18 protein-coding genes are annotated in these 19,433 nt (G+C 35.2%); 7 read left to right on the plus strand and 11 right to left on the minus strand.

The features are described from left to right. Positions 1–248 precede the first annotated feature (248 nt). The 4 genes from nrdH (at position 249) to nrdF (ending at position 4,055) form a co-directional block, all read left to right on the plus strand. Positions 249–482 carry a glutaredoxin-like protein NrdH gene (nrdH, locus tag R4Y45_RS00435; protein ID WP_339968171.1) on the plus strand — a complete coding sequence of 78 codons (234 nt, stop codon included), beginning with the start codon at positions 249–251 and terminating at the stop codon, positions 480–482. Beyond that, positions 479–847: a class Ib ribonucleoside-diphosphate reductase assembly flavoprotein NrdI gene (gene nrdI, locus R4Y45_RS00440; RefSeq protein ID WP_339968173.1), complete on the plus strand. Its 369-nt coding sequence runs from the start codon at positions 479–481 to the stop codon at positions 845–847. Before nrdH ends, nrdI begins: the two co-directional genes overlap by 4 nt. Beyond that, complete coding sequence (gene nrdE / locus R4Y45_RS00445; RefSeq protein ID WP_339968175.1) at positions 837–3,002, plus strand: class 1b ribonucleoside-diphosphate reductase subunit alpha; 2,166 nt, start codon at positions 837–839, stop codon at positions 3,000–3,002. The genes nrdI and nrdE overlap by 11 nt, the downstream gene beginning before the upstream one ends. A gap of 75 nt (positions 3,003–3,077) precedes the next feature. Next, positions 3,078–4,055, plus strand: a complete 978-nt coding sequence (gene nrdF / locus R4Y45_RS00450) for a class 1b ribonucleoside-diphosphate reductase subunit beta (protein WP_339968177.1) — start codon at positions 3,078–3,080, stop codon at positions 4,053–4,055. A 20-nt stretch (positions 4,056–4,075) separates the two neighbouring features. On the opposite strand, the gene R4Y45_RS00455 is transcribed toward nrdF, so the two are convergent. From R4Y45_RS00455 to R4Y45_RS00490, 8 genes are all read right to left on the minus strand, one after another. Continuing rightward, positions 4,076–5,527 (minus strand): glycosyltransferase family protein, encoded by a 1,452-nt coding sequence (locus R4Y45_RS00455; protein ID WP_339968179.1) that lies wholly within the window; start codon positions 5,525–5,527, stop codon positions 4,076–4,078. 148 nt (positions 5,528–5,675) lie between these two features. Further along, a complete protein-coding gene (locus R4Y45_RS00460; RefSeq protein WP_339968181.1) occupies positions 5,676–6,044 on the minus strand; it encodes a DUF1634 domain-containing protein in 369 nt (122 codons plus the stop codon). A 1-nt stretch (position 6,045) separates the two neighbouring features. Beyond that, positions 6,046–6,888 carry a sulfite exporter TauE/SafE family protein gene (locus R4Y45_RS00465; protein ID WP_339968183.1) on the minus strand — a complete coding sequence of 281 codons (843 nt, stop codon included), beginning with the start codon at positions 6,886–6,888 and terminating at the stop codon, positions 6,046–6,048. After that, positions 6,885–7,436 (minus strand): hypothetical protein, encoded by a 552-nt coding sequence (locus R4Y45_RS00470; protein ID WP_339968185.1) that lies wholly within the window; start codon positions 7,434–7,436, stop codon positions 6,885–6,887. Before R4Y45_RS00470 ends, R4Y45_RS00465 begins: the two co-directional genes overlap by 4 nt. A 193-nt stretch (positions 7,437–7,629) precedes the next feature. Continuing rightward, positions 7,630–8,343 (minus strand): purine-nucleoside phosphorylase, encoded by a 714-nt coding sequence (deoD, locus tag R4Y45_RS00475; protein WP_339968187.1) that lies wholly within the window; start codon positions 8,341–8,343, stop codon positions 7,630–7,632. Between the two features lie 19 nt (positions 8,344–8,362). Then, complete coding sequence (locus R4Y45_RS00480) at positions 8,363–9,556, minus strand: phosphopentomutase (RefSeq protein WP_339968189.1); 1,194 nt, start codon at positions 9,554–9,556, stop codon at positions 8,363–8,365. Between the two features lie 127 nt (positions 9,557–9,683). Beyond that, positions 9,684–11,000 (minus strand): MFS transporter, encoded by a 1,317-nt coding sequence (locus R4Y45_RS00485; protein WP_339968191.1) that lies wholly within the window; start codon positions 10,998–11,000, stop codon positions 9,684–9,686. A 234-nt stretch (positions 11,001–11,234) separates the two neighbouring features. Beyond that, positions 11,235–11,735: a GNAT family N-acetyltransferase gene (locus tag R4Y45_RS00490; protein ID WP_339968193.1), complete on the minus strand. Its 501-nt coding sequence runs from the start codon at positions 11,733–11,735 to the stop codon at positions 11,235–11,237. A gap of 116 nt (positions 11,736–11,851) precedes the next feature. Here R4Y45_RS00490 and R4Y45_RS00495 point away from each other — a divergent pair, with 116 nt between their 5' ends. Next, entirely contained in the window at positions 11,852–13,564 is a 1,713-nt protein-coding gene (locus R4Y45_RS00495) for an ABC transporter ATP-binding protein (RefSeq protein WP_339968195.1), read from the plus strand. Positions 13,565–13,582: 18 nt separating this feature from the next. Further along, positions 13,583–15,367, plus strand: coding sequence for an ABC transporter ATP-binding protein (locus R4Y45_RS00500; protein WP_339968197.1), 1,785 nt, complete (start codon positions 13,583–13,585; stop codon positions 15,365–15,367). Between the two features lie 43 nt (positions 15,368–15,410). On the opposite strand, the gene R4Y45_RS00505 is transcribed toward R4Y45_RS00500, so the two are convergent. The 3 genes from R4Y45_RS00505 to R4Y45_RS00515 are packed head-to-tail and all read right to left on the minus strand — an operon-like array spanning position 15,411 to position 18,591. After that, on the minus strand, positions 15,411–16,667 hold the full coding sequence (locus R4Y45_RS00505) for a threonine/serine exporter family protein (RefSeq protein ID WP_339968199.1): 1,257 nt from the start codon (positions 16,665–16,667) through the stop codon (positions 15,411–15,413). Positions 16,668–16,678: 11 nt separating this feature from the next. After that, on the minus strand, positions 16,679–18,226 hold the full coding sequence (locus tag R4Y45_RS00510) for an ABC-F family ATP-binding cassette domain-containing protein (protein ID WP_339968201.1): 1,548 nt from the start codon (positions 18,224–18,226) through the stop codon (positions 16,679–16,681). Then, a complete protein-coding gene (locus R4Y45_RS00515) occupies positions 18,226–18,591 on the minus strand; it encodes a hypothetical protein (protein WP_339968203.1) in 366 nt (121 codons plus the stop codon). The genes R4Y45_RS00510 and R4Y45_RS00515 overlap by 1 nt, the downstream gene beginning before the upstream one ends. A 278-nt stretch (positions 18,592–18,869) precedes the next feature. Here R4Y45_RS00515 and R4Y45_RS00520 point away from each other — a divergent pair, with 278 nt between their 5' ends. Beyond that, positions 18,870–19,403, plus strand: coding sequence for a hydrolase (locus R4Y45_RS00520; RefSeq protein ID WP_412747367.1), 534 nt, complete (start codon positions 18,870–18,872; stop codon positions 19,401–19,403). The last annotated feature ends 30 nt before the right edge of the window (positions 19,404–19,433 follow it).

The following is a 19,433-nucleotide window of genomic DNA, read 5'->3' on the forward strand; positions in this document are numbered from 1 at the left end:
TTAATTAAAAAAATTATCTAAACTCTACAAAGATGTTGGGATTACGATTTCTTATCTGTCAACCTTTTTTTATTCAATTTATCGCTTGACTTTAAGTCGTAATCATCGCACAATCTACATCATGAGGTATTGAGTTACCTTGATCCCCACAAGATATTGTGGGGTATTTAATTTTCAAAATACACTTTCAAATGGCCATTATCGTCGCATTTAATGGGCATTTAATAATTTCTAGGGGGATTTTTATCATGACAGAATCAATCATGTACACTAAAAACAACTGCATGCAGTGCAAAATGATGAAACGTTTGCTTGCTCAAAAAGGTATCAAATTTAAAGAAGTTAATGTTGATGAAGATGCAAAGGCTTTAGAAGAACTAAAAGCCCAAGGTTACCGTAGCGTACCTGTTTTCTTCTCACCTGATCAAGATCCTATTGTTGGTTTTGCACCTAACAAAGTGAAAGACTTGGTTTTATCATGAAATTAGCTTTTTACACATTAACTGGTCAAACCAGAAGATTTATGAAGAAGTTAGATTTACCTTCTTATGAAATTAGTGATGAAGATCCATTTCATGAGATGAATGAACCGTTTATCTTGATTGTGCCGTCATATGAATTAGAACTTGTTGAAAGTATTCTTGAGTTCTTGGATTATGGCTCCAATGCTGAAAATTTAGTAGGTGTTGCTGGTGGTGGTAACAAGAACTTTAACCATCTTTACCTTCACACTGCTAAGAAAATTTCAGAACACTATGACGTTCCTATTATTTTTGATTTTGAATTTAATGGCACCAACAAAGATGTCGAAGAATTCAAGAAAGTTGTGAAAGAATATGAGTCTTAAAGATTTAAATATCAGTGACATTTCTTACTTTGTTTTAAACAACGAGGTAAACCGTCCTGTTGATAATCAAATCCCACTTAATAAAGATAAAGAAGCCTTGAAGGCTTTCTTCCACGAAAATGTAATTCCTAATGTTAAACAATTTAATAACTTAAAAGAAAAATTAGACTTTTTAATTGAACATGACTACATTGAAGCTGAATTTCTAGAACAATACTCTCAAGATTTTCTAGAAAACTTGCATAAGAGAATGGAAGATGCAAACTTCCGTTTCAAATCATTTATGGCAGCTTACAAGTTTTATAATCAATATGCTTTAAAAACTAACGATGGTGCTTATTATCTTGAGACCTTCATCGATAGGGTCTTTTTTAATGCCCTTTATTACGCAAATGGCGATGAAAAACTTGCAGAAGCTTTAGCTGATGAAATGGTTAGTCAACGCTACCAACCTGCGACACCTAGCTTTTTAAATGCTGGTAAAAAACGTCGTGGGGAATTTGTTTCTTGTTTCCTAATCCAAATGACTGATGATATGAACAGTATTGGGCGTGGAATTAACTCAGCACTTCAATTATCACGAATTGGTGGTGGGGTTGGGATTGCGCTATCAAACTTGCGTGAATCTGGTGCCCCAATCAAAGGAATCGAAGGTGCTTCTAGTGGTGTTATTCCCGTTATGAAGTTACTTGAAGATTCATTTTCATACTCAAATCAATTGGGCCAACGCCAAGGTGCTGGTGCTGTTTACTTAAACGTTTTCCATCCAGACATCATCCAATTCTTGTCAGCTAAAAAAGAAAATGCTGATGAAAAAATCCGTGTTAAAACACTCTCTTTAGGTGTTGTCGTACCCGATAAATATTATGAACTTGTACGTACTAACCAAGATATGTACTTATTCAGTCCTTATGATGTTGAACGTATTTATGGCGAACCTTTCTCATATGTTGATATTACAAAAGAGTATGACAATATGGTTCAAAATGATGAAATTCGCAAATATAAGATTAAAGCTCGTGAACTTGAAAATGAGATTTCAAAACTTCAACAAGAATCAGGTTATCCCTATATTTTAAATGTGGATACTGCTAACCGTGAAAACCCTGTTGACGGTAAAATTATCATGAGTAACTTATGTTCTGAGATCCAACAAGTTCAAACACCTGCTATCTTAAACGATAAGCAAGAATTTGACCAAATGGGAACTGATATTAGCTGTAACCTTGGTTCAACAAACATTGGTAACTTAATGACAAGTCCTGACTTTGGTAAATCAGTTAAAACGATGACTCGTGCTTTGACTTTCATTTCAGATACTTCAAATATTGAAGCTGTTCCTACTGTTGCTAAAGGAAACCAGTTAAGTCATTCAATTGGTCTTGGTGCTATGGGACTTCACTCATTCTTAGCTAAAGAACATATTCACTATGGCTCAAAAGAAGCTTTAGAGTTTGTGGATACTTACTTCATGCTGCTAAATTACTGGACTTTAGCTGAAAGTAACCAAATTGCTCGCGAAAGAAAACAAACTTTCCACGATTTTGAAAAATCAACTTATGCAACAGGTGAATACTTTGATAAATACCTAACTCAAAGTTTTGCACCAAAATCAGACCGTGTAAAACAATTATTTGATGGGATTATGATTCCATCTCAACAAGACTGGCAAGATTTAAAAGAAGCTATCCAACAAGATGGCCTTTACAATGCTTATCGTTTAGCAATTGCCCCAACAGGTTCAATTTCTTACATTAATGATACTAGTGCTAGCCTTCACCCAATTACTCGTCTAATTGAAGAACGTACAGAGAAGAAAAATGGTAAATTATACTTCCCTGCACCTCACTTGGATAACGAAACAATTAAATACTACACTTCAGCTTATGATACAGATATGCGTAAAGTTATCGACACTTATGCTGTTGCTCAACAACATATTGATCAAGGGATGAGTTTAACACTCTTCTTACGTTCAACAATTCCTGAAGGATTGTATGAATGGAAAGAAGAAGAAGAACAAACCACACGTGATTTGAGCATCCTACGTAACTATGCTTACTACAAAGGTATTAAATCAATTTATTACGTACGTACTTTTACAGACGACTCACAAGAAGTTGGCTCTAATGAATGTGAAAGTTGTAGTATTTAACCAATAAAACAGCTAGACAGCCTTTAGCTGTTTTATTTATAATTAAAGTCTAAAACCCCCTATGGAGATGATATTTTGGAACAAGTAGATAATTATTATAAAGCGATAAACTGGAATGAAATTGAAGATACTATTGATAAAGCCACATGGGAAAAACTAACTGAACAATTTTGGTTAGATACACGTATCCCATTATCTAATGACTTAGACGACTGGCGTACACTGAAACCTGAAGAAAAGACAGTAGTTGGTCACGTTTTTGGTGGACTAACTTTACTTGATACACTTCAATCTCAAGATGGTATGGCTAAATTAAAAGAAAATGTTCGTACTCAAAAAGAAGAAGCTGTTTTAAATAACATTCAATTTATGGAATCTGTTCATGCTAAAAGTTACTCTTCAATCTTTAGTACTTTGAATACTAACGAAGAAATTAAAGAGATTTTTGATTGGACAGACCACAACGAATACTTGCAGAAAAAAGCAAAATACATTAATGATATCTATCAAGATGGCTCCCCTCTTCAAAAGAAAGTTGCTAGTGTTTTCCTTGAAACTTTCTTATTCTACTCTGGATTCTACACACCACTTTACTACTTGGGTAACAACAAATTAGCTAATGTGGCTGAAATTATTAAATTGATTATCCGTGATGAATCTGTTCACGGAACTTACATCGGTTACAAGTTCCAACTTGGATTTAATGAACTAAGTGAAAAAGAACAAGAAGAAATGCAAGATTGGATGTATGACTTACTGTACAAGCTTTATGAAAATGAAGCCCTTTACACTCAAGATCTTTACGATGAAATTGGCTGGACAGAAGAGGTTATGACCTTCCTTCGTTACAATGCTAATAAAGCCTTAATGAATCTTGGTCAAAATCCACTCTTCCCTGATACTGATGAAGATGTTAATCCAATCGTAATGAATGGATTATCAACAGGAACTTCAAACCATGACTTCTTCTCACAAGTTGGAAATGGTTACCTATTAGGTCACGTTTCTGCTATGAGAGATGATGATTACAATATTGGTTTAGATGATAAATAAAAATAAGAAAGATACTCGCATCAACGAGTATCTTTTTTTGTTTGTTCTTTAAAATTATTAAATAAAAATCCAGCTAAGATAAAATAGTAAGGTAAAAATTGAATAACATATCGTCCTCGACCTGATTCAAACAATGATAAGAAAATAAATCCACCTAACACAGTTAAAAGCATCCAATCAGTTGCTCTTGACTGTGTTTTTTTACTCAACAAGCGTAATAGTGAACCAACTATCAATAACCACAAGATAATCCACAAGACTTGTGCTAAATATTTTACTACAGGCGTCTTTGCTCCCTGACCATATAACAACTGTCTTAAACTATTCTGGTTACTTTTATCTTTTGACGGCGTATTTTCAACTACTTTTCCGCCACCTTCTTCATACCAACCAAGCGTCCCATCATTAAATGTCAGCCCATTTTTGTACTTTAAGAAATCGATATAGCCATTAATACCTCGATCATTTACTCTTTGAACATACTTGTCCATGTTCTTTTGTGAACGTTCTTGATAGCTACTAAATGATCTTGTGAAATCTTGGTCAGGTTGATTCCACCAGCCTTTTTCAGAAGCTCCTATGGCTAAATAGTGAGTCATTGGCGTCGCTAGTGAACGATTGAAGGTCACCAAAGTTTGCGATTGATTAACTTGTTTAATTGTGTAAAACCCTCCAACAAATCCAATAACTAATAACAAGAGCAAACTACATTGCTTTAATCCTATTTTTGATTTTCGAAGCAAAGTCATTAAAATCGCTCCAATAAAGGCAATCAAAAAAATAACAGAAGAGGCCTTAGTATAATAACTAATTGCTGATATAAATCCCGCTACAACCACTAACAATGCACAAGAAATCGGATGACTTCGATAATGCTTCGCTAACAAAAGTAACGAGATGGCTAATAATGCCGGTAATAGCGATAAAGTATCTGAATAAGGTACAACAGATAAGGGCGACCAAGTGAAATAAAGTGCAAATAAAACAACCGAAAAAAGTGCTGCCAGTGAACTTAAAAAATGTCTAACAATATACGCAAATAAAAATGTCGCGATAATCATAACTATTGCATTCATTCTTGAAAGTGCCAACCAACTAAGTGGTCTTCCAAATAAGTTTTGAGTCATTTTTGTAAATTGATAAAAATACATCGTGACCATGTTATTTGGATTATAAGAAAAATAGTCTGGATAAACTTCTCCATGTCCTGTGACCCATTGAAAAATAGTCCAAGGGTCCCAACCTTCAATATTTAAATTGACAGCTTTAGTTAAAATAAATTGCCAAACAAAAGCGATGACTAAAACTATGCTAATAACTAACCAATAGCTTTTTGATGATAACTCAACCTCTTTGAATTTAATGAGAATACAACTTATTGCGATAAATAAAATAACCAAAAACAATGACAGCACTAATGTTAATTTACCTGGATAAGGTAAAACTTGTAGTTGCTCCCATGTTTTTGGCAAAAAATTGATAATATAAATTAATATAGCTAATAAAATAAGGAATCTAAGACTCCGATATAATCGTGACAAGATTAATCCCCCCTAATAATATATGCGTACTCCCCATAATATTATTAAAGACCTATCTTTCTTATTTGTCACTCATTTTTTATTTTCCTAAGTAACCCACAATCATTGAGATAATTAAAATTACAAATACAATGGTTGTTATCCACATATAAAGATAATCTGATTCTTTAAAAAAGGCATATATTGAAATAACCACACGCAACACTGGTGTCAAAATCAACAGCAGTATACCTAAAGCCATCACAGCATAGGGCTTCAATGCAAAAGAACCCATAAATACCTCTGAAAGAGTCGCAGGCATATTATTGTCTGCATAACCACTGTTTCCTTGGACAAGTAACAATAACACACCCAAAGCCATCACAACAGCAGCAATAATAACTCCTATTCGTAAAATTTTTCCGATAACTAACTCGACATCTTGCATTTCTTTTTGTTTATCGTTCATCTTACATCACCCCAAATCCTTTTAGTGCCATTTGAATTCCCATGTATAAGATAATTGGGATAAAAATCATTCTAATTACTTTTGGCTTCAAGTGAACCATAATACGTGACCCAATCATTGCACCTAACAAAATTCCTAAAGCAAGTGGGGCCGCAATATCAAATTTCATTGAGCCATTAAAAAAATAAACGGTAGCACTAGCTGCAGCTGTAACTCCCATCATCAAATTACTGGTTGCCGTAGAAGGCTTAAGGGGCATTTTCATAATGGTATCCATCGCAATTACTTTAAAAGCGCCACTACCAATTCCAAGTAACCCGCTGGCAAACCCGGCACCGGTCATCATTGCAAATCCACCTGGGACATTTTTAACTGCATAAGAAACTTCTTTTTGCTCTTGGTGGTCATAGTATTGACCATTTAGTTTAAGCTTTTTAGACCATTTATCGTCTTCATTTTGGACGACATTTCTTTGTTTATTACGCAGTTTGCGATACATGTTGTAAGCTGAGTAAACCAAGAGTAATCCAAATAAGACCGATAAGAAACTAGAAGGAACTAACCCTGTTAAGACCGCTCCAATAATGGCTCCTGTTGTTGTTGCTAGTTCTAAAAACATCGCTACACGCAGGTTCAATAATTCATCTTTCAAATAAGCAACACTGGCTCCTGAACTGGTCGCAATAACGGCCACAACACTGGCACCAATGGCATATTTAATATCTAATCCTAAAGCAATGGTTAAAAACGGAGTAATAATCATTCCTCCACCAATACCAAGAATTGACCCTAGTGTTCCTGCAAAAATACCGACTAACATCATCAATAAAACTTGTGTAATCATTTTTTAGCCTTCTTTGTTGTTTTTTTAGTTGTCTTTTTGGTTGTTTTCTTCGTTTTTGTTTCTTTTTTAGTCTCAGTTTTTTTGGGTTCTTCAACTTGATAGTCTTTGACTAATTGAATTTGTTCTTCAATCCAGTCATCCATCTTTGCAGCTGCTTCTTTACTACCTGCTAGTAGTTCATCAGCTGTTACTAGTTGATCAATTCTAAAACCTGTTCGATTTAAAAAGTCTGAAGATGCCGTTAAATAAAGTGACACTTCACGGTTTTCTTCTTCAGTCATGATTTTTGTGACTTTATCCACATTTTCAAAAGGTAAGTTCACAATACCAGTCTCAACACCAACTGTAAGTGGTCTGCGACCTTCCAGATGCAACTGAATTTGTGACATATAGCCTGAATTCAGATTATCTTCAACCTTTGTAAGTGTTTCTTGAATAAATTTTTTAAGTTTTGTTTTGTTTAACTCACTACGTTTCATTGTCGTTAAATCTGTTTGATAGTTACCTTCTTTTATCAGTTCGACAAAATTTAATACGTTCATTTCCAATAGAATAACCTACTTTTATTTGAATTATGAATAAGTGTGCATCCCTGTCACCAACACAACTTATCGCAATATTCACAATACCCTACGACTATCAGATATGCAAATTTTGTTTGTAAATTTTGGCAATTGTGCCTCAAATAAAACCGCATATAAAAAAGACCATTATCAACTAATGGTCTTTTTGTATCACTTATTATTGAGCTTGAATAGCCGTTTCAAGTGCAAGTTCTACCATTTTACCAAAACCTTCTTGGCGTTCGTCTGAACTTGTTTGTTCACCTGTGATTAAGTGATCACTGACTGTCAAGATACCTAATGCGCGACAGTTATATTTAGCAGCTAGCATGTACAATGCTGGGATTTCCATTTCAAGACATAATAAGTTGTATTCACGTAATTTATCTTTGTTCATTTCATCATTGTAAAAACGGTCTTCACCAAATGTATTCCCAACATGGTAATTTAACCCTTCTTCTTCAGCTAATTCAACTGATTTACGTAGTAATCCAAAGTCTGAAATAGGTGCGTAGAAAATACCATCACCAAAAGTGGTACGAATAATGTTTGAGTCTGTACTTGCAGCTTGTGAAATCACAATATCACGTACTTTAACTTCTTCACGAATAGAACCCGTTGTTCCAACACGAATTAAAGTTTTAACGCCGTAATCACGCATTAATTCGTTTGCGTAAATACTCATTGAAGGCATTCCCATTCCTGTTGCTTGAACAGAAATTTCAACGCCTTTGTAAGTTCCTGTATAACCAAATGTGTTACGCACACTGTTATACAGTTTTGCATCTTCTAAAAAGTTTTCTGCGATAAATTTAGCACGCAATGGATCTCCTGGTAAAAGTACAATTGATGCGATTTCGCCTTTTTCAGCTTGAATATGTGGTGTTGCCATAAGTTTTAGTCCCCCCGTATTATTTTAATTGATTTAAAAAGCTTGTGCCGTGTTCTGTTCCTTTAACCTCAAAATTATCTAAAATAGTTTGTCCTAAATCAGAGAAAGTTTGACGTGTGCCTAGGTCTTGACCACCCATTAGTGATGGACTGTAAGCAAGGAGTGGGACAAATTCACGTGTGTGGTCCGTTCCTTTAAAGCCTGGATCATTACCATGATCTGCTGTAATCATCAGTAAGTCATCTTCTTTAAGCAATGGTAAGAGCTCACCTAAACGACGGTCAAAGTCCATTAAAGCATCTCCGTAACCTTGAATATTTCGACGATGACCATACATCGCATCAAAGTCTACTAGATTGGCAAATAAGAAGCCTCTAAATTCACGGTCACTCAGTTCAATTACCTTGTCCATACCATCCATATTACTTGTTGTATGGAATCCTTCAGTAATTCCTTGCCCACTAAAAATATCTTCCGTTTTACCGACTGCAATCACTTCATAGCCTGCTTCTTTTAAGCGGTCTAAATCAGTTGGTTTTTCAGGTAGTAAGGCATAATCGTGACGATCACTGGTTCGTTCAAAATTATCTTTATTTGTACCAAAATAAGGACGCGCAATAACACGACCAATACGGTAAGGGGCATCGATTGTGATTGAACGCACATAACGACAAAGATCATGTAATTCTTCAAGTGGCATGACTGCTGTGTTTGCTGCAATTTGCAGTACAGAATCACCTGATGTATAAACAATTAAATCACCTGTTTTTAATTGATGTTCCCCGTATTCTGCAATAACCTCAGTCCCAGAATAAGGCTTATTTACAATTACTTTGCGTCCGCTGTAGTCTTCAATTTTTTTGATTAAAGCATCATCAAATCCATCAGGGAAAAAGCCAAGTGGCTCAGTAACAGGCAGTCCCATCATTTCAAAGTGACCATCCATACTGTCTTTACCAACTGAAACTTCTTGCATTTTACCAAAGCTCGCAAGTGGACTTGGGGCAATAGGTACATTTTCGATTGGATTTTCAGGTCTAATATTTGATAATCCTAATTTTTGTAAATTCTTTAATTCAAAGTGACCTTGATAACCGCTTCCAATATGACCTAAAGTATCAGCACCTTCATCATCATATTTTTGGGCATCAAGTGCTTGTCCAATTCCAACTGAATCAAGCACAATCACAAAAACACGTCTAAATTGACTCATGTCTTGGCCTCCAAAATTTTTAACTCTTTTCATAAAATGTTCGGATTTTATTCCAAATATTCTTGAATACTTCTCTATTTTACCAAAAAAACGACCGTTTTGCCCGTTTTTTACTTAAATATCCGAATTATTTAACAAAAAATAAAGCGATTAGTAAACCTACTGCTGCAATTACAATCGCAACGACAAAAGACAAAAAGTGACTCAATGCTAGTAGAGTCATTAAAACTGTCATTCCTAGTGCGGCTGCAATTTCTCTAATCGTTGAAAAAACCGCATTACCATCGACTGTTTCACTTTGAGGTAGCTTTGCCATGGCATGAGGTAAAGATGGAATCAATACCAAGCCCAGACCCCCAATTCGAATCATATAAAAAATCGTAATCGCTACTAAAGATAATGATTCAATCATTAAATAAGGTAAAGTTGCTAAAATTAAAATCGAAAATCCGACAATAGCGAGTTTTTGATATCCAAATTTTTGATACAACTTGCCAGAAAATGGACTAATCACACCTAGCAATAATGATCCTGGTAGTAACACTAATCCGGTTGTTAACGCATCTAAATTGTGTGTTTGTTGTAAATATAATGGAATCACTAACTCCACACCAAGCAGTGAAAAATTACAAATAGAAGCTAGGGTCATTGATGCGGTAAAAGTGCGATTTTTTAAAACCGCTAGATTCATTAAATAATGACTAATCTTAAATTGACGTCTGCAAAAAATAATCAACGCAATAATGCCAATCACAAGCATCCCTAGTGTTAGCAAATCGACTTGTTGATGCTCGCCCATTAGCGAAAATGACAATAACAATAACCCAAACCCAACAGTCGAATAGCAAAGTGACCAAAAGTCTAGTGGGCGTTTTTGATGAGGACTAATATCAAAAACAAACCTTATCCCCAGCCCTAATAAGACAAGACTGAGTAATAAGACGATTAAAAATAAACTTCTAAATGAGGTATAGTGCAAAATAAATCCAGAAAGAACTGGACCAATAGCTGGACCGATTGCGACAACCATTCCAACTAACCCAAAAATAAAAGGTCGGCGGTTTTTGTCATAAATGGCTAAAACGACGTTTTGAACCAATGGCACTAATACCCCTGCAACAATGGCTTGAAGTGCACGCCCAAAAAGTAAGACATAAAAGTTAGGTGAAATTAAGCAAATAAGTGAACCGAACGCAAATAACCCCATCATAGAAGTATAAATCCACTTAGTTGAAAAATTATAAAACACAAAAGCAGAAGTTGGAATCATCAAACCTAAAACCAAAATATAAAGCGAGCTCAACCAATGCACCACCGAAGATGACACACTAAACGTCTGCATAACTGCAAATAAAGCATTATTCAAAAAGGTTTCTGTCACTAAGGCAATTAATAAGCTCGTTAAAAATAATCCCATCATGCTATTTTTTTGATAAGTTGTCATGTTGATTCTCCTTTTTTAAAAGCTAAAAAAAATCACCTAACGTTAAAAACGTTAGGTGATTAAAATGAAGCACTCTACTCAAGTAAAGTGTGAAAAGCAGTTCACATCTACTTTTCAACGCCGCACTTCCTGTGCTGTGATTAAACACTAGGTGTCTTCTTGCTTGAAATTGTACATCGCTGTACTTTTTCGACTCATCGCATAGCTTAATTATAAGCTATTTTGATTTGCTTTTCAAATTTTCTTACCATAAATATCCACACTGACAATTTTATCTTTAATCTTGGCAATATCTGGATAGTTACCATAGTGTTGATAGTTATTTTTTTCAAATAAATGCTTACTAGCTTCATTATGTGAAAAAATTAATGCCACAATATTTTGATAACCCAATTCCTGAGCTTTTTTCTCACAAAATGTAATCGCCTTTGTGGCTAGACCTTGGCCTTGAAAAGCTTCATCAATATAAATACTGATTTCCACACTGATGTCGTAGACTAGTCTGTCATACATTTTAGATAAACTCACCCAACCCATGACTTCTTGGTTTTGATTTCTAATTACCCATAATGGATGATTGGTACCTAAATGTTGATTAAACCAATCTTTCTTTTCATCGACTGTAACAACCTCAACATCTGGAGCGGCTTTTTGTGTTAAAACTCCTTGATTATAAATTCTAATCACTTCGGGTAAATCGCTTTTTTCTGCTAATTTAAAATCAATATGATGCATTCAAAAAACCTCCTAAATTTCTTACAACAAATTACTTGCACGCAATTTTAAATAAGTGGTAAAGTCTTCTATATGACTATTTAACCCAAAAAACAATATTTAGGAGGAAATATTTTATGAAGACTTTAATACCTTTTTTAAAACGGTATAACAAAGATATCTTCTTTGCAAGTCTTGGTGTTATCATTGTTGCTTTTGCAACGCTTTGGCAACCCCACTTGCTTCAAGATATGATTAGTGCCATTATCTCAAGCGACCGTTCTAACGTCGTTAACTTGGGAACACAACTAATTGCACTAGCGGTTATTGGTATTATCGCTGGTGTCTTTAATACCTATTTTGCAGCCAAAGTTGCACAAGGCGTGGCTGCTGATATGCGTGAAGCAACTTATCGTAAGATTCAAAGTTTTTCACTTTCAAATATTGAAGAACTTTCATCCGCTAACTTGGTCGTTCGAATGACAAACGATATTAACCAAGTGCAACTAATTGTCATGAACTTCTTACAACAAATTATGCGTGTGCCAATTTTGTTTATTGGTGCTTTTATTTTGGCTGTTATGACACTACCGCAACTTTGGTGGATGATTATTGTGATGATGATTGCAATCGTTTTAGTTTGTGCATTTGCCTTTACTAAAATGGGTAAATACTTTGCTCGTATTCAATCTTATATTGAAAATAATAACCGTCTTGCCCGTGAAAACTTAATGGGGATGCGTGTGGTTAAGTCATTTGTTCAAGAAGATAGCCAATTCAAAAAATTTAGTAAATCTTCTGATGATATGACTGGTTTGACTATTGTCATTGGGAATTTATTTTCAATTTTAATTCCTTCATTCTTCTTAATTGGGAACTTAGCTGTTGCGGCTTCAATTTTCCTAATTGGTGATATTATCAACACTAACCCAGCTTTACTTGCTTCAATTAATGCTTTCACGCAATACTTAATGCAAATCTTATTCGCTATTATTACAGCTGGGCTAATGATGACGACTTCTTCTCGTGCGTTTGTTTCTTTAAAACGTCTGCAAGAAATTTTTGAAACAAAACCTGGACTACAATTCCCAGATGTTGCCCCTGAAAAACTTGATGGTGCTGTAGAATTTGATCACGTTTCCTTCACTTATCCTGGAGATGATGAACCTACCATTAAAGATGTTAGCTTCACAGCTAAACCGGGTGAACAAGTCGGAATCGTCGGTGCAACGGGTTCAGGTAAATCAACTCTAGCTCAACTAATCCCTCGTCTTTATGATCCACAAGAAGGAACAGTTAAAGTTGGTGGTAAAAATATCAAAGATGTTAACCAAAAATCTCTTCAAAATGCCATTTCATTTGTTTTACAACGTTCAACACTATTTTCAGGAACAATTGCTGAAAACTTACGTCAAGGAAATGAAAATGCCACACTTGAAGATATGAAATGGGCTGCAAATATTGCACAAGCTGCTGAATTTATTGAAAAATTAGACGGCAAGTATGATGCAAAAGTTGAAGAACGTAGTGCCAACTTCTCTGGTGGACAAAAACAACGTTTATCCATTACACGTGGTGTTATCTCTCATCCTGAAATTTTAATTCTTGATGATTCAACCAGTGCTTTAGATGCCCAATCTGAAAAGAAAGTACAAGAAGCTTTAGATCGTGATCTAAAAGGCACAACTACTTTTATTATTTCAGAAAAAATTTCATCAATTATCAATGCAGATAAAATCTTAGTTCTTGATCATGGACAAATTGTGGGTGTGGGTACCCACGAAGAACTGGTTCAAAACAACCACTACTATCAAGAAATCTATAACACACAAATTGCAAAAGACAAATAGTGAGGAGGAAATACTTTTATGAAAGATTTAAAGGGTGCGGCAAAATTTTACGGCCATTATCTTAGTCCGTTTAAATGGATTATGCTAGTGGTTATCTTACTAACTATTGTGGCCACCTACTTACAAGTTAATGCTCCTATTTATATGGGACAAGCCATTACAAACTTAACGAATTACCTACAAGAATGGATGAACCCAGCAACTCGTGGTAATGCTAGTTTAGGTGCCTTTCACGGTGCATTACTGATGATGGTGTTATTTTATGTCGGTTATGCTATTTCAATGTTTGCCAGCACACTACTGATTTCACAAGTTTCAGGTCGTGGTGCAGGTAACATGAGAACAGGTCTTTTTGGTAAAATGCAAAAAATGAGAATCAATTATTTTGATTCTCATTCAGATGGTGACATGTTATCACTTTATACTTCTGACCTAGATAATATTTTCAATGCCATGAACCAAGCTTTGTTTGAAATCTTTTCTTCATTAGCTTTATTTATCGGTATGATTTGGATTATGTTTACCAAAGATGCCACTTTAGCTTGGGTGACAATCGCTTCAACACCGATTGCCATTATCTTAGGTGCGGTTGTGATTTTGAAAGCTCAAAAACACGTCAATGAACAACAAGATGAGATTGGTCAACTAAATGGTTATGTTAATGAACAAATCGCTGGTCAAAAAGTCATTATTACAAATGGTCTTCAAAAAGATTCTATTGCTAAATTTACCAACTACAATGATAACGAAGTAAGACCTAAGTCATTTAAAGGACAGTTTTGGTCAAGTGTGCTAAACCCCTTGATGAATGGGTTTGCTCTACTTAATACGGCACTTGTAACCTTTGTTGGTTCTTGGTTAGTTTTAAGTGGTAGTATGTCAGTTGCAGATGGATTAGGTTTAGTTGTCGTTTTCGTGAGTTACGCTTCTCAATATTATCAACCAATTATTACGATGACTTCACTTTACAACATGATTCAACTTGCTGTAACGGGTGCACGTCGTATCAATGAAGTTTTAGAACAACCTGATGAAGTTCGTCCACAAAACGGTAAAACTTTTGATGGTGTTAAAGATAACGTTAAAATTGATGATATTCACTTTAGTTACGTTAAAGGAACTGAAGTTTTACATGGGATTACAATTGAAGCCAAACGTGGTGAAATGGTTGCTTTAGTAGGACCTACTGGTTCAGGTAAAACAACTGTTATGAACTTGATGAACCGTTTTTACGACGTTGATTCAGGTGCTATTACCATTGATGGTGTCGATATCCGTGAAATGGATCTCGATAATCTAAGAAAAAATGTGGGAATTGTGTTGCAAGATCCTCAACTATTCTCTGGAACAATTGCTGAAAATATCAAATTTGGTAAACCTGATGCTACGCACGAAGAAGTGGTTGATGCTGCAAAACAAGCCAATATCCATGACTTTATTGAAGGTCTTGAAAATGGTTATGAAACTGAAATCAGTGATGATAATGCCATCTTCTCTGCCGGTCAAAAACAATTGATTTCTATTGCGAGAACCATTATTACAAATCCTAAGATTTTAATTTTGGATGAAGCAACATCAAATGTGGATACGGTTACCGAAGCGAAAATTCAAGCTGCTATGGACAATGTGATTGAAGGTCGTACCAGCTTTGTTATCGCCCACCGTTTGAAAACAATTTTGAATGCTCATAAAATTTCTGTTCTTAGAAATGGTGAAATCATTGAACTTGGTTCACATGAAGAACTTCTAAAAGAAAATGGATTTTATGCAGAACTTTACCATAACCAAATGGTTTTTGAATAATTCACATACAAAAAAGCTGACGATAACTCCGTCAGCTTTTTTATTATAGTCGATATTTTTTTTCATAATAATTATGTTGAATGTGGGAAGTTAATTGACCACAAACTTGAGATAGCATAAATCCAACTGCTATCGCTCCTGTAATCATCAACACAGTAAAACTTAATCGCATCGCTTCATCAATGCCGCCCGTAACAATCTGTCTAACTGCTTGATAAGCGGTTACTCCTGGAACTAATGGCACAATTGCTGGAATATTAAAAATGATAACGGGCATCTTTTTAGTTCTTGCAAAAACAATACTTAAAATACCCACTGCAAATGCTCCTAGCAAGTAAGCCATTAGGTGACCTGATCCTGAATTTGAGCCAATCCAGTAAACCATCCATCCTAACATTCCTGAAAAGCCACAATAAGGTAAGGCTTTAGCCGGTACATCGACCACTATCGCAAACCCGACTGTCCCTAAAAAACTAAACACAATATTAATCAAAACTTGTTGAGGCATGGTGAGATAAAGCGAAGTTGAAAGTGTGCCAATTCCTCCAAAAAATCGTAAGACTGTTGCCACACCACCACCAATTGCAGCAGCTGTAATCAAGGCTTCCATGCCTCGAGCAACACCCGTTAACAAGTGTCCTGCAAATAAATCTCGCAACGAGTTCATAATCGCAAGTCCTGGAACCAGTGGCAAAATGCCACCTACAATCATCGCATCCATATTTTGAGCAAGTGATAGCCGCACCATAATGACGGCAAAAAGTGCCACAATCATCGAAGCTACCACTTGCGATAAGAATTTAATATTAGTATACCGATTGACTAGGTCATTTGTTAGATAAGCGAGCATTCCTGCAAAAGGTACTAAACAAAATTCTGATAAATTAAATTGTCCTACAGCAAGCACCATCAATACTGCACTTAATAAAGCAGTTGATAGTACTTTGAGGTAGTGTGAAAACGATGGTGTATTTTCATGAATATCATGCAACCCTTTGTGCAATTCATTAAGCGTAATTTTTCTTGCCCCAAATTCACGTGATAATCGATTCACACGATGAACTTTTTCTAAGTTGATAGTGCGAACATAAACTTGCGTTAGCTGCACAATCGGATGGTGATTAACCCCGACAAACAAGCCTGTTGGCGTTGAAAAAACCACTGGATCTTTCAATCCTGCATTTTTAGCAATATGATTAATGGTATCTTCAACACGATACATTTCTGACCCACTTTGAATCATGATTTTCCCCGCCATTAAGCAGGTATTTAAAACAATATCAACATAGCGTTTGTTCATCGGCTACTCCTTTATTTGTTCATTGCTTCGATATCGATAACTTTATCTACCCAGTCACCTTCAAAGAAGTCGGCTTCGTGACTTACGATAATCACGCCACCTTCATAATCTTGAATAGCACGTCTTAGTGCACCTTTTGTCGCTGCATCCAAGTGGTTTGTAGGCTCATCAAGGAACATTAAGTTACTGGTTTGATTCATTAAACTAGCTAATTTAACCTTCATTTGTTCCCCACCAGAAAGTGTCCCAACTTCAGACATCACTTGCTGAGCCGTTAATCCTGTACGGGCTAAAATTTGACGTAGATGTTTTGCTTCTTGATCAGGGTATTGAGCCTGTAAAATTTGTAGTGGGGTATCTTTTTTATTTGCCCATTTTAGTGTTTGTTCAAAATAGTTAATTTTGACATTATGAGCTAATTCAATATCCCCTTCAATTTTTGGAATAATATTCAATAATGTTTTAAGTAGCGTTGATTTCCCAATTCCGTTAAATCCTTTAATCGCAACAATTTCACCATTTGCGACTGAAAAGTTAAACGGATGCTCTACCAATGCTTGACCATCGTAACCAATTTTTAAATTGTTAGCATTTACTAAAATACGGGCTGAAATTGGTTGATAATCAAACTCTAAGTTAGCTTGTTTATTAAATTTAGGTGGTGTCATACGTTCTAGTCGATTCAATTGTTTTTGACGACTTTGTGCACTTTTTGAACGTGAACCCGCTTTAAACTTACGAATATAAGCTTCGGTTTTTTCAATATGTTTTTGTTGGTTTTCGTAAGCTTTCATATACGTAATTTGGTTAGCTTCTTTTTGCTTCATTGCTTGTTCTAAGCTACCTGTATATTTGGTGATTTTACCGAATTCAATATCGGCAATTACATTGGTAATTTTATCTAAGAAGTCTTGATCGTGACTCACCACAATAAAGGCGCCTGCAAAATTATTCAAGAAGTCAGATAGCCAATCAATATGGTTCGTATCAAGGTAGTTCGTAGGCTCATCAAGTAGTAGCACATCTGGATGTTCAAGTAATAGTTTCGCCAAAATTAGTTTTGAACGTTGTCCACCAGATAATTGACTCACATCATGATCATACCCAATAGCATCAATTCCCAACCCACTGGCAACAACTTCGATTTTAGTATCAATATCGTAAAATCCACGTTCTTCTAGTAAAGTCTGAATTTTACCTGCTTTTTCTAGGTAGTCATCATCCATTTCAGTCGCATATTGCTCATAGAAACCTTGCATTTTTTGCTCTTGTTCATAAAGCCAATCAAAAGCTGTCCGTAAAAATTGACGGACACTTTGACCTGGTTTTAAGTTAGCATATTGGTCTAAATAGCCAATGTGTAAATTCTTTTGCCAAGTAATATTACCTTCATCAGGTGTCATTTCACCTGTCAAAATTTTAATTAGGGTACTTTTACCCACACCATTTTGCCCAGTAATTCCTAAGTGGTCTTCTTTATTTAATTGTAAATTGGTATCGCGATAAATCTCTTTATCGATAAACGTATGTGATAAGTTATTAATTGTTAAAACTGCCATTAATTTTTTGGATGCTCTCTTTCGTATTGTTCTAATTTTGTCAAAATTTGTGCCCAGTATCGATAAGGGACAATCAATTGAAGTTTGCCTTTTGTGATTGGAAAATCACGTTCACGTCGACCCGTAATTTCAGCCAATTCAGCGGCTGTTAGGTCATATTTTTCAACAATTTTTTTAATTTTAATTGAAGACTGTGCACGCATGTAAGTAAATCCAAACATCAATACTGCCAACAGAATTGCGATTCCTAGTGAAATTTCTGCTGACAAATTGAAGTTCTTGTAAGCAATAAATAATCCCATTATAAATGTGATGATAGCAGCTATAGCGCCCATAATAAAGGGAAAATAAGTTTTTGTTTTCATGTGTATTCCTCTTTTCTAATTGATAACGATGTTATATTACAGCAATGTTTCGATGTAACAATTATAACGCATTTTGTAATGTTATCATCACTTATCCGCAATAATGATAACGTATAATGATCATTATTCGATAGTGGAATGATCACAAAGGAGAGATTATTATTTTTAACAATAAAAAATCAATCATAATAACGTTAACAACATTAACCATCTTATTAATTATTGGCTTAGGTAACCGCCTAACAACCGTATTTGCAACAACTCAACCTAAAACTTATATCGTTGACCAACAGCTTGTTAGTGAATTGACTCACGCTAAACAAATTATCACTGATTATGATAATCAGCAAGCCGAACAAAAGAAAGAAGCCTTTAAAGCTGCTGTTTTAGCTGAACAAGAACGCCAAGCTCAAGTGAAAGAACAAGAACGCTTAGAAGCTGAAAAACAAGCACAATTACAAGAACAACAACATCAACAAGAAGCTGCTGCACAAGCTCAAGCACAGCAACAAGCTGCTGTTTCTCAAGCTGCTGAGCAAACTTCAAACCAAGGAACGTTTAAATTGAGTTTTTATGATCCCGCTGTTTTAGGATCAAACATGGGTTACAGCGGTGTTGCTGCTAACTTATCTGTTTTTCCAAAAGGTACAAAACTTAAAATTACATTATCTGATGGTACAGTTTGGTACCGTACCGTTAATGATACAGGAACTTTTGCTTATTCAAACCCACGTCAATTAGATGTGGCAATGCCAAATAGTCAAATTCCTTCTGCAGGTATTTTATACGCAACGGTAGAAGTGGTTTCTTAATTGAAAAAAGACTGGATGAATTCCAGTCTT

Source organism: Holzapfeliella saturejae, from assembly GCF_037546065.1.
In the GTDB taxonomy this organism is placed as follows: domain Bacteria; phylum Bacillota; class Bacilli; order Lactobacillales; family Lactobacillaceae; genus Holzapfeliella; species Holzapfeliella saturejae.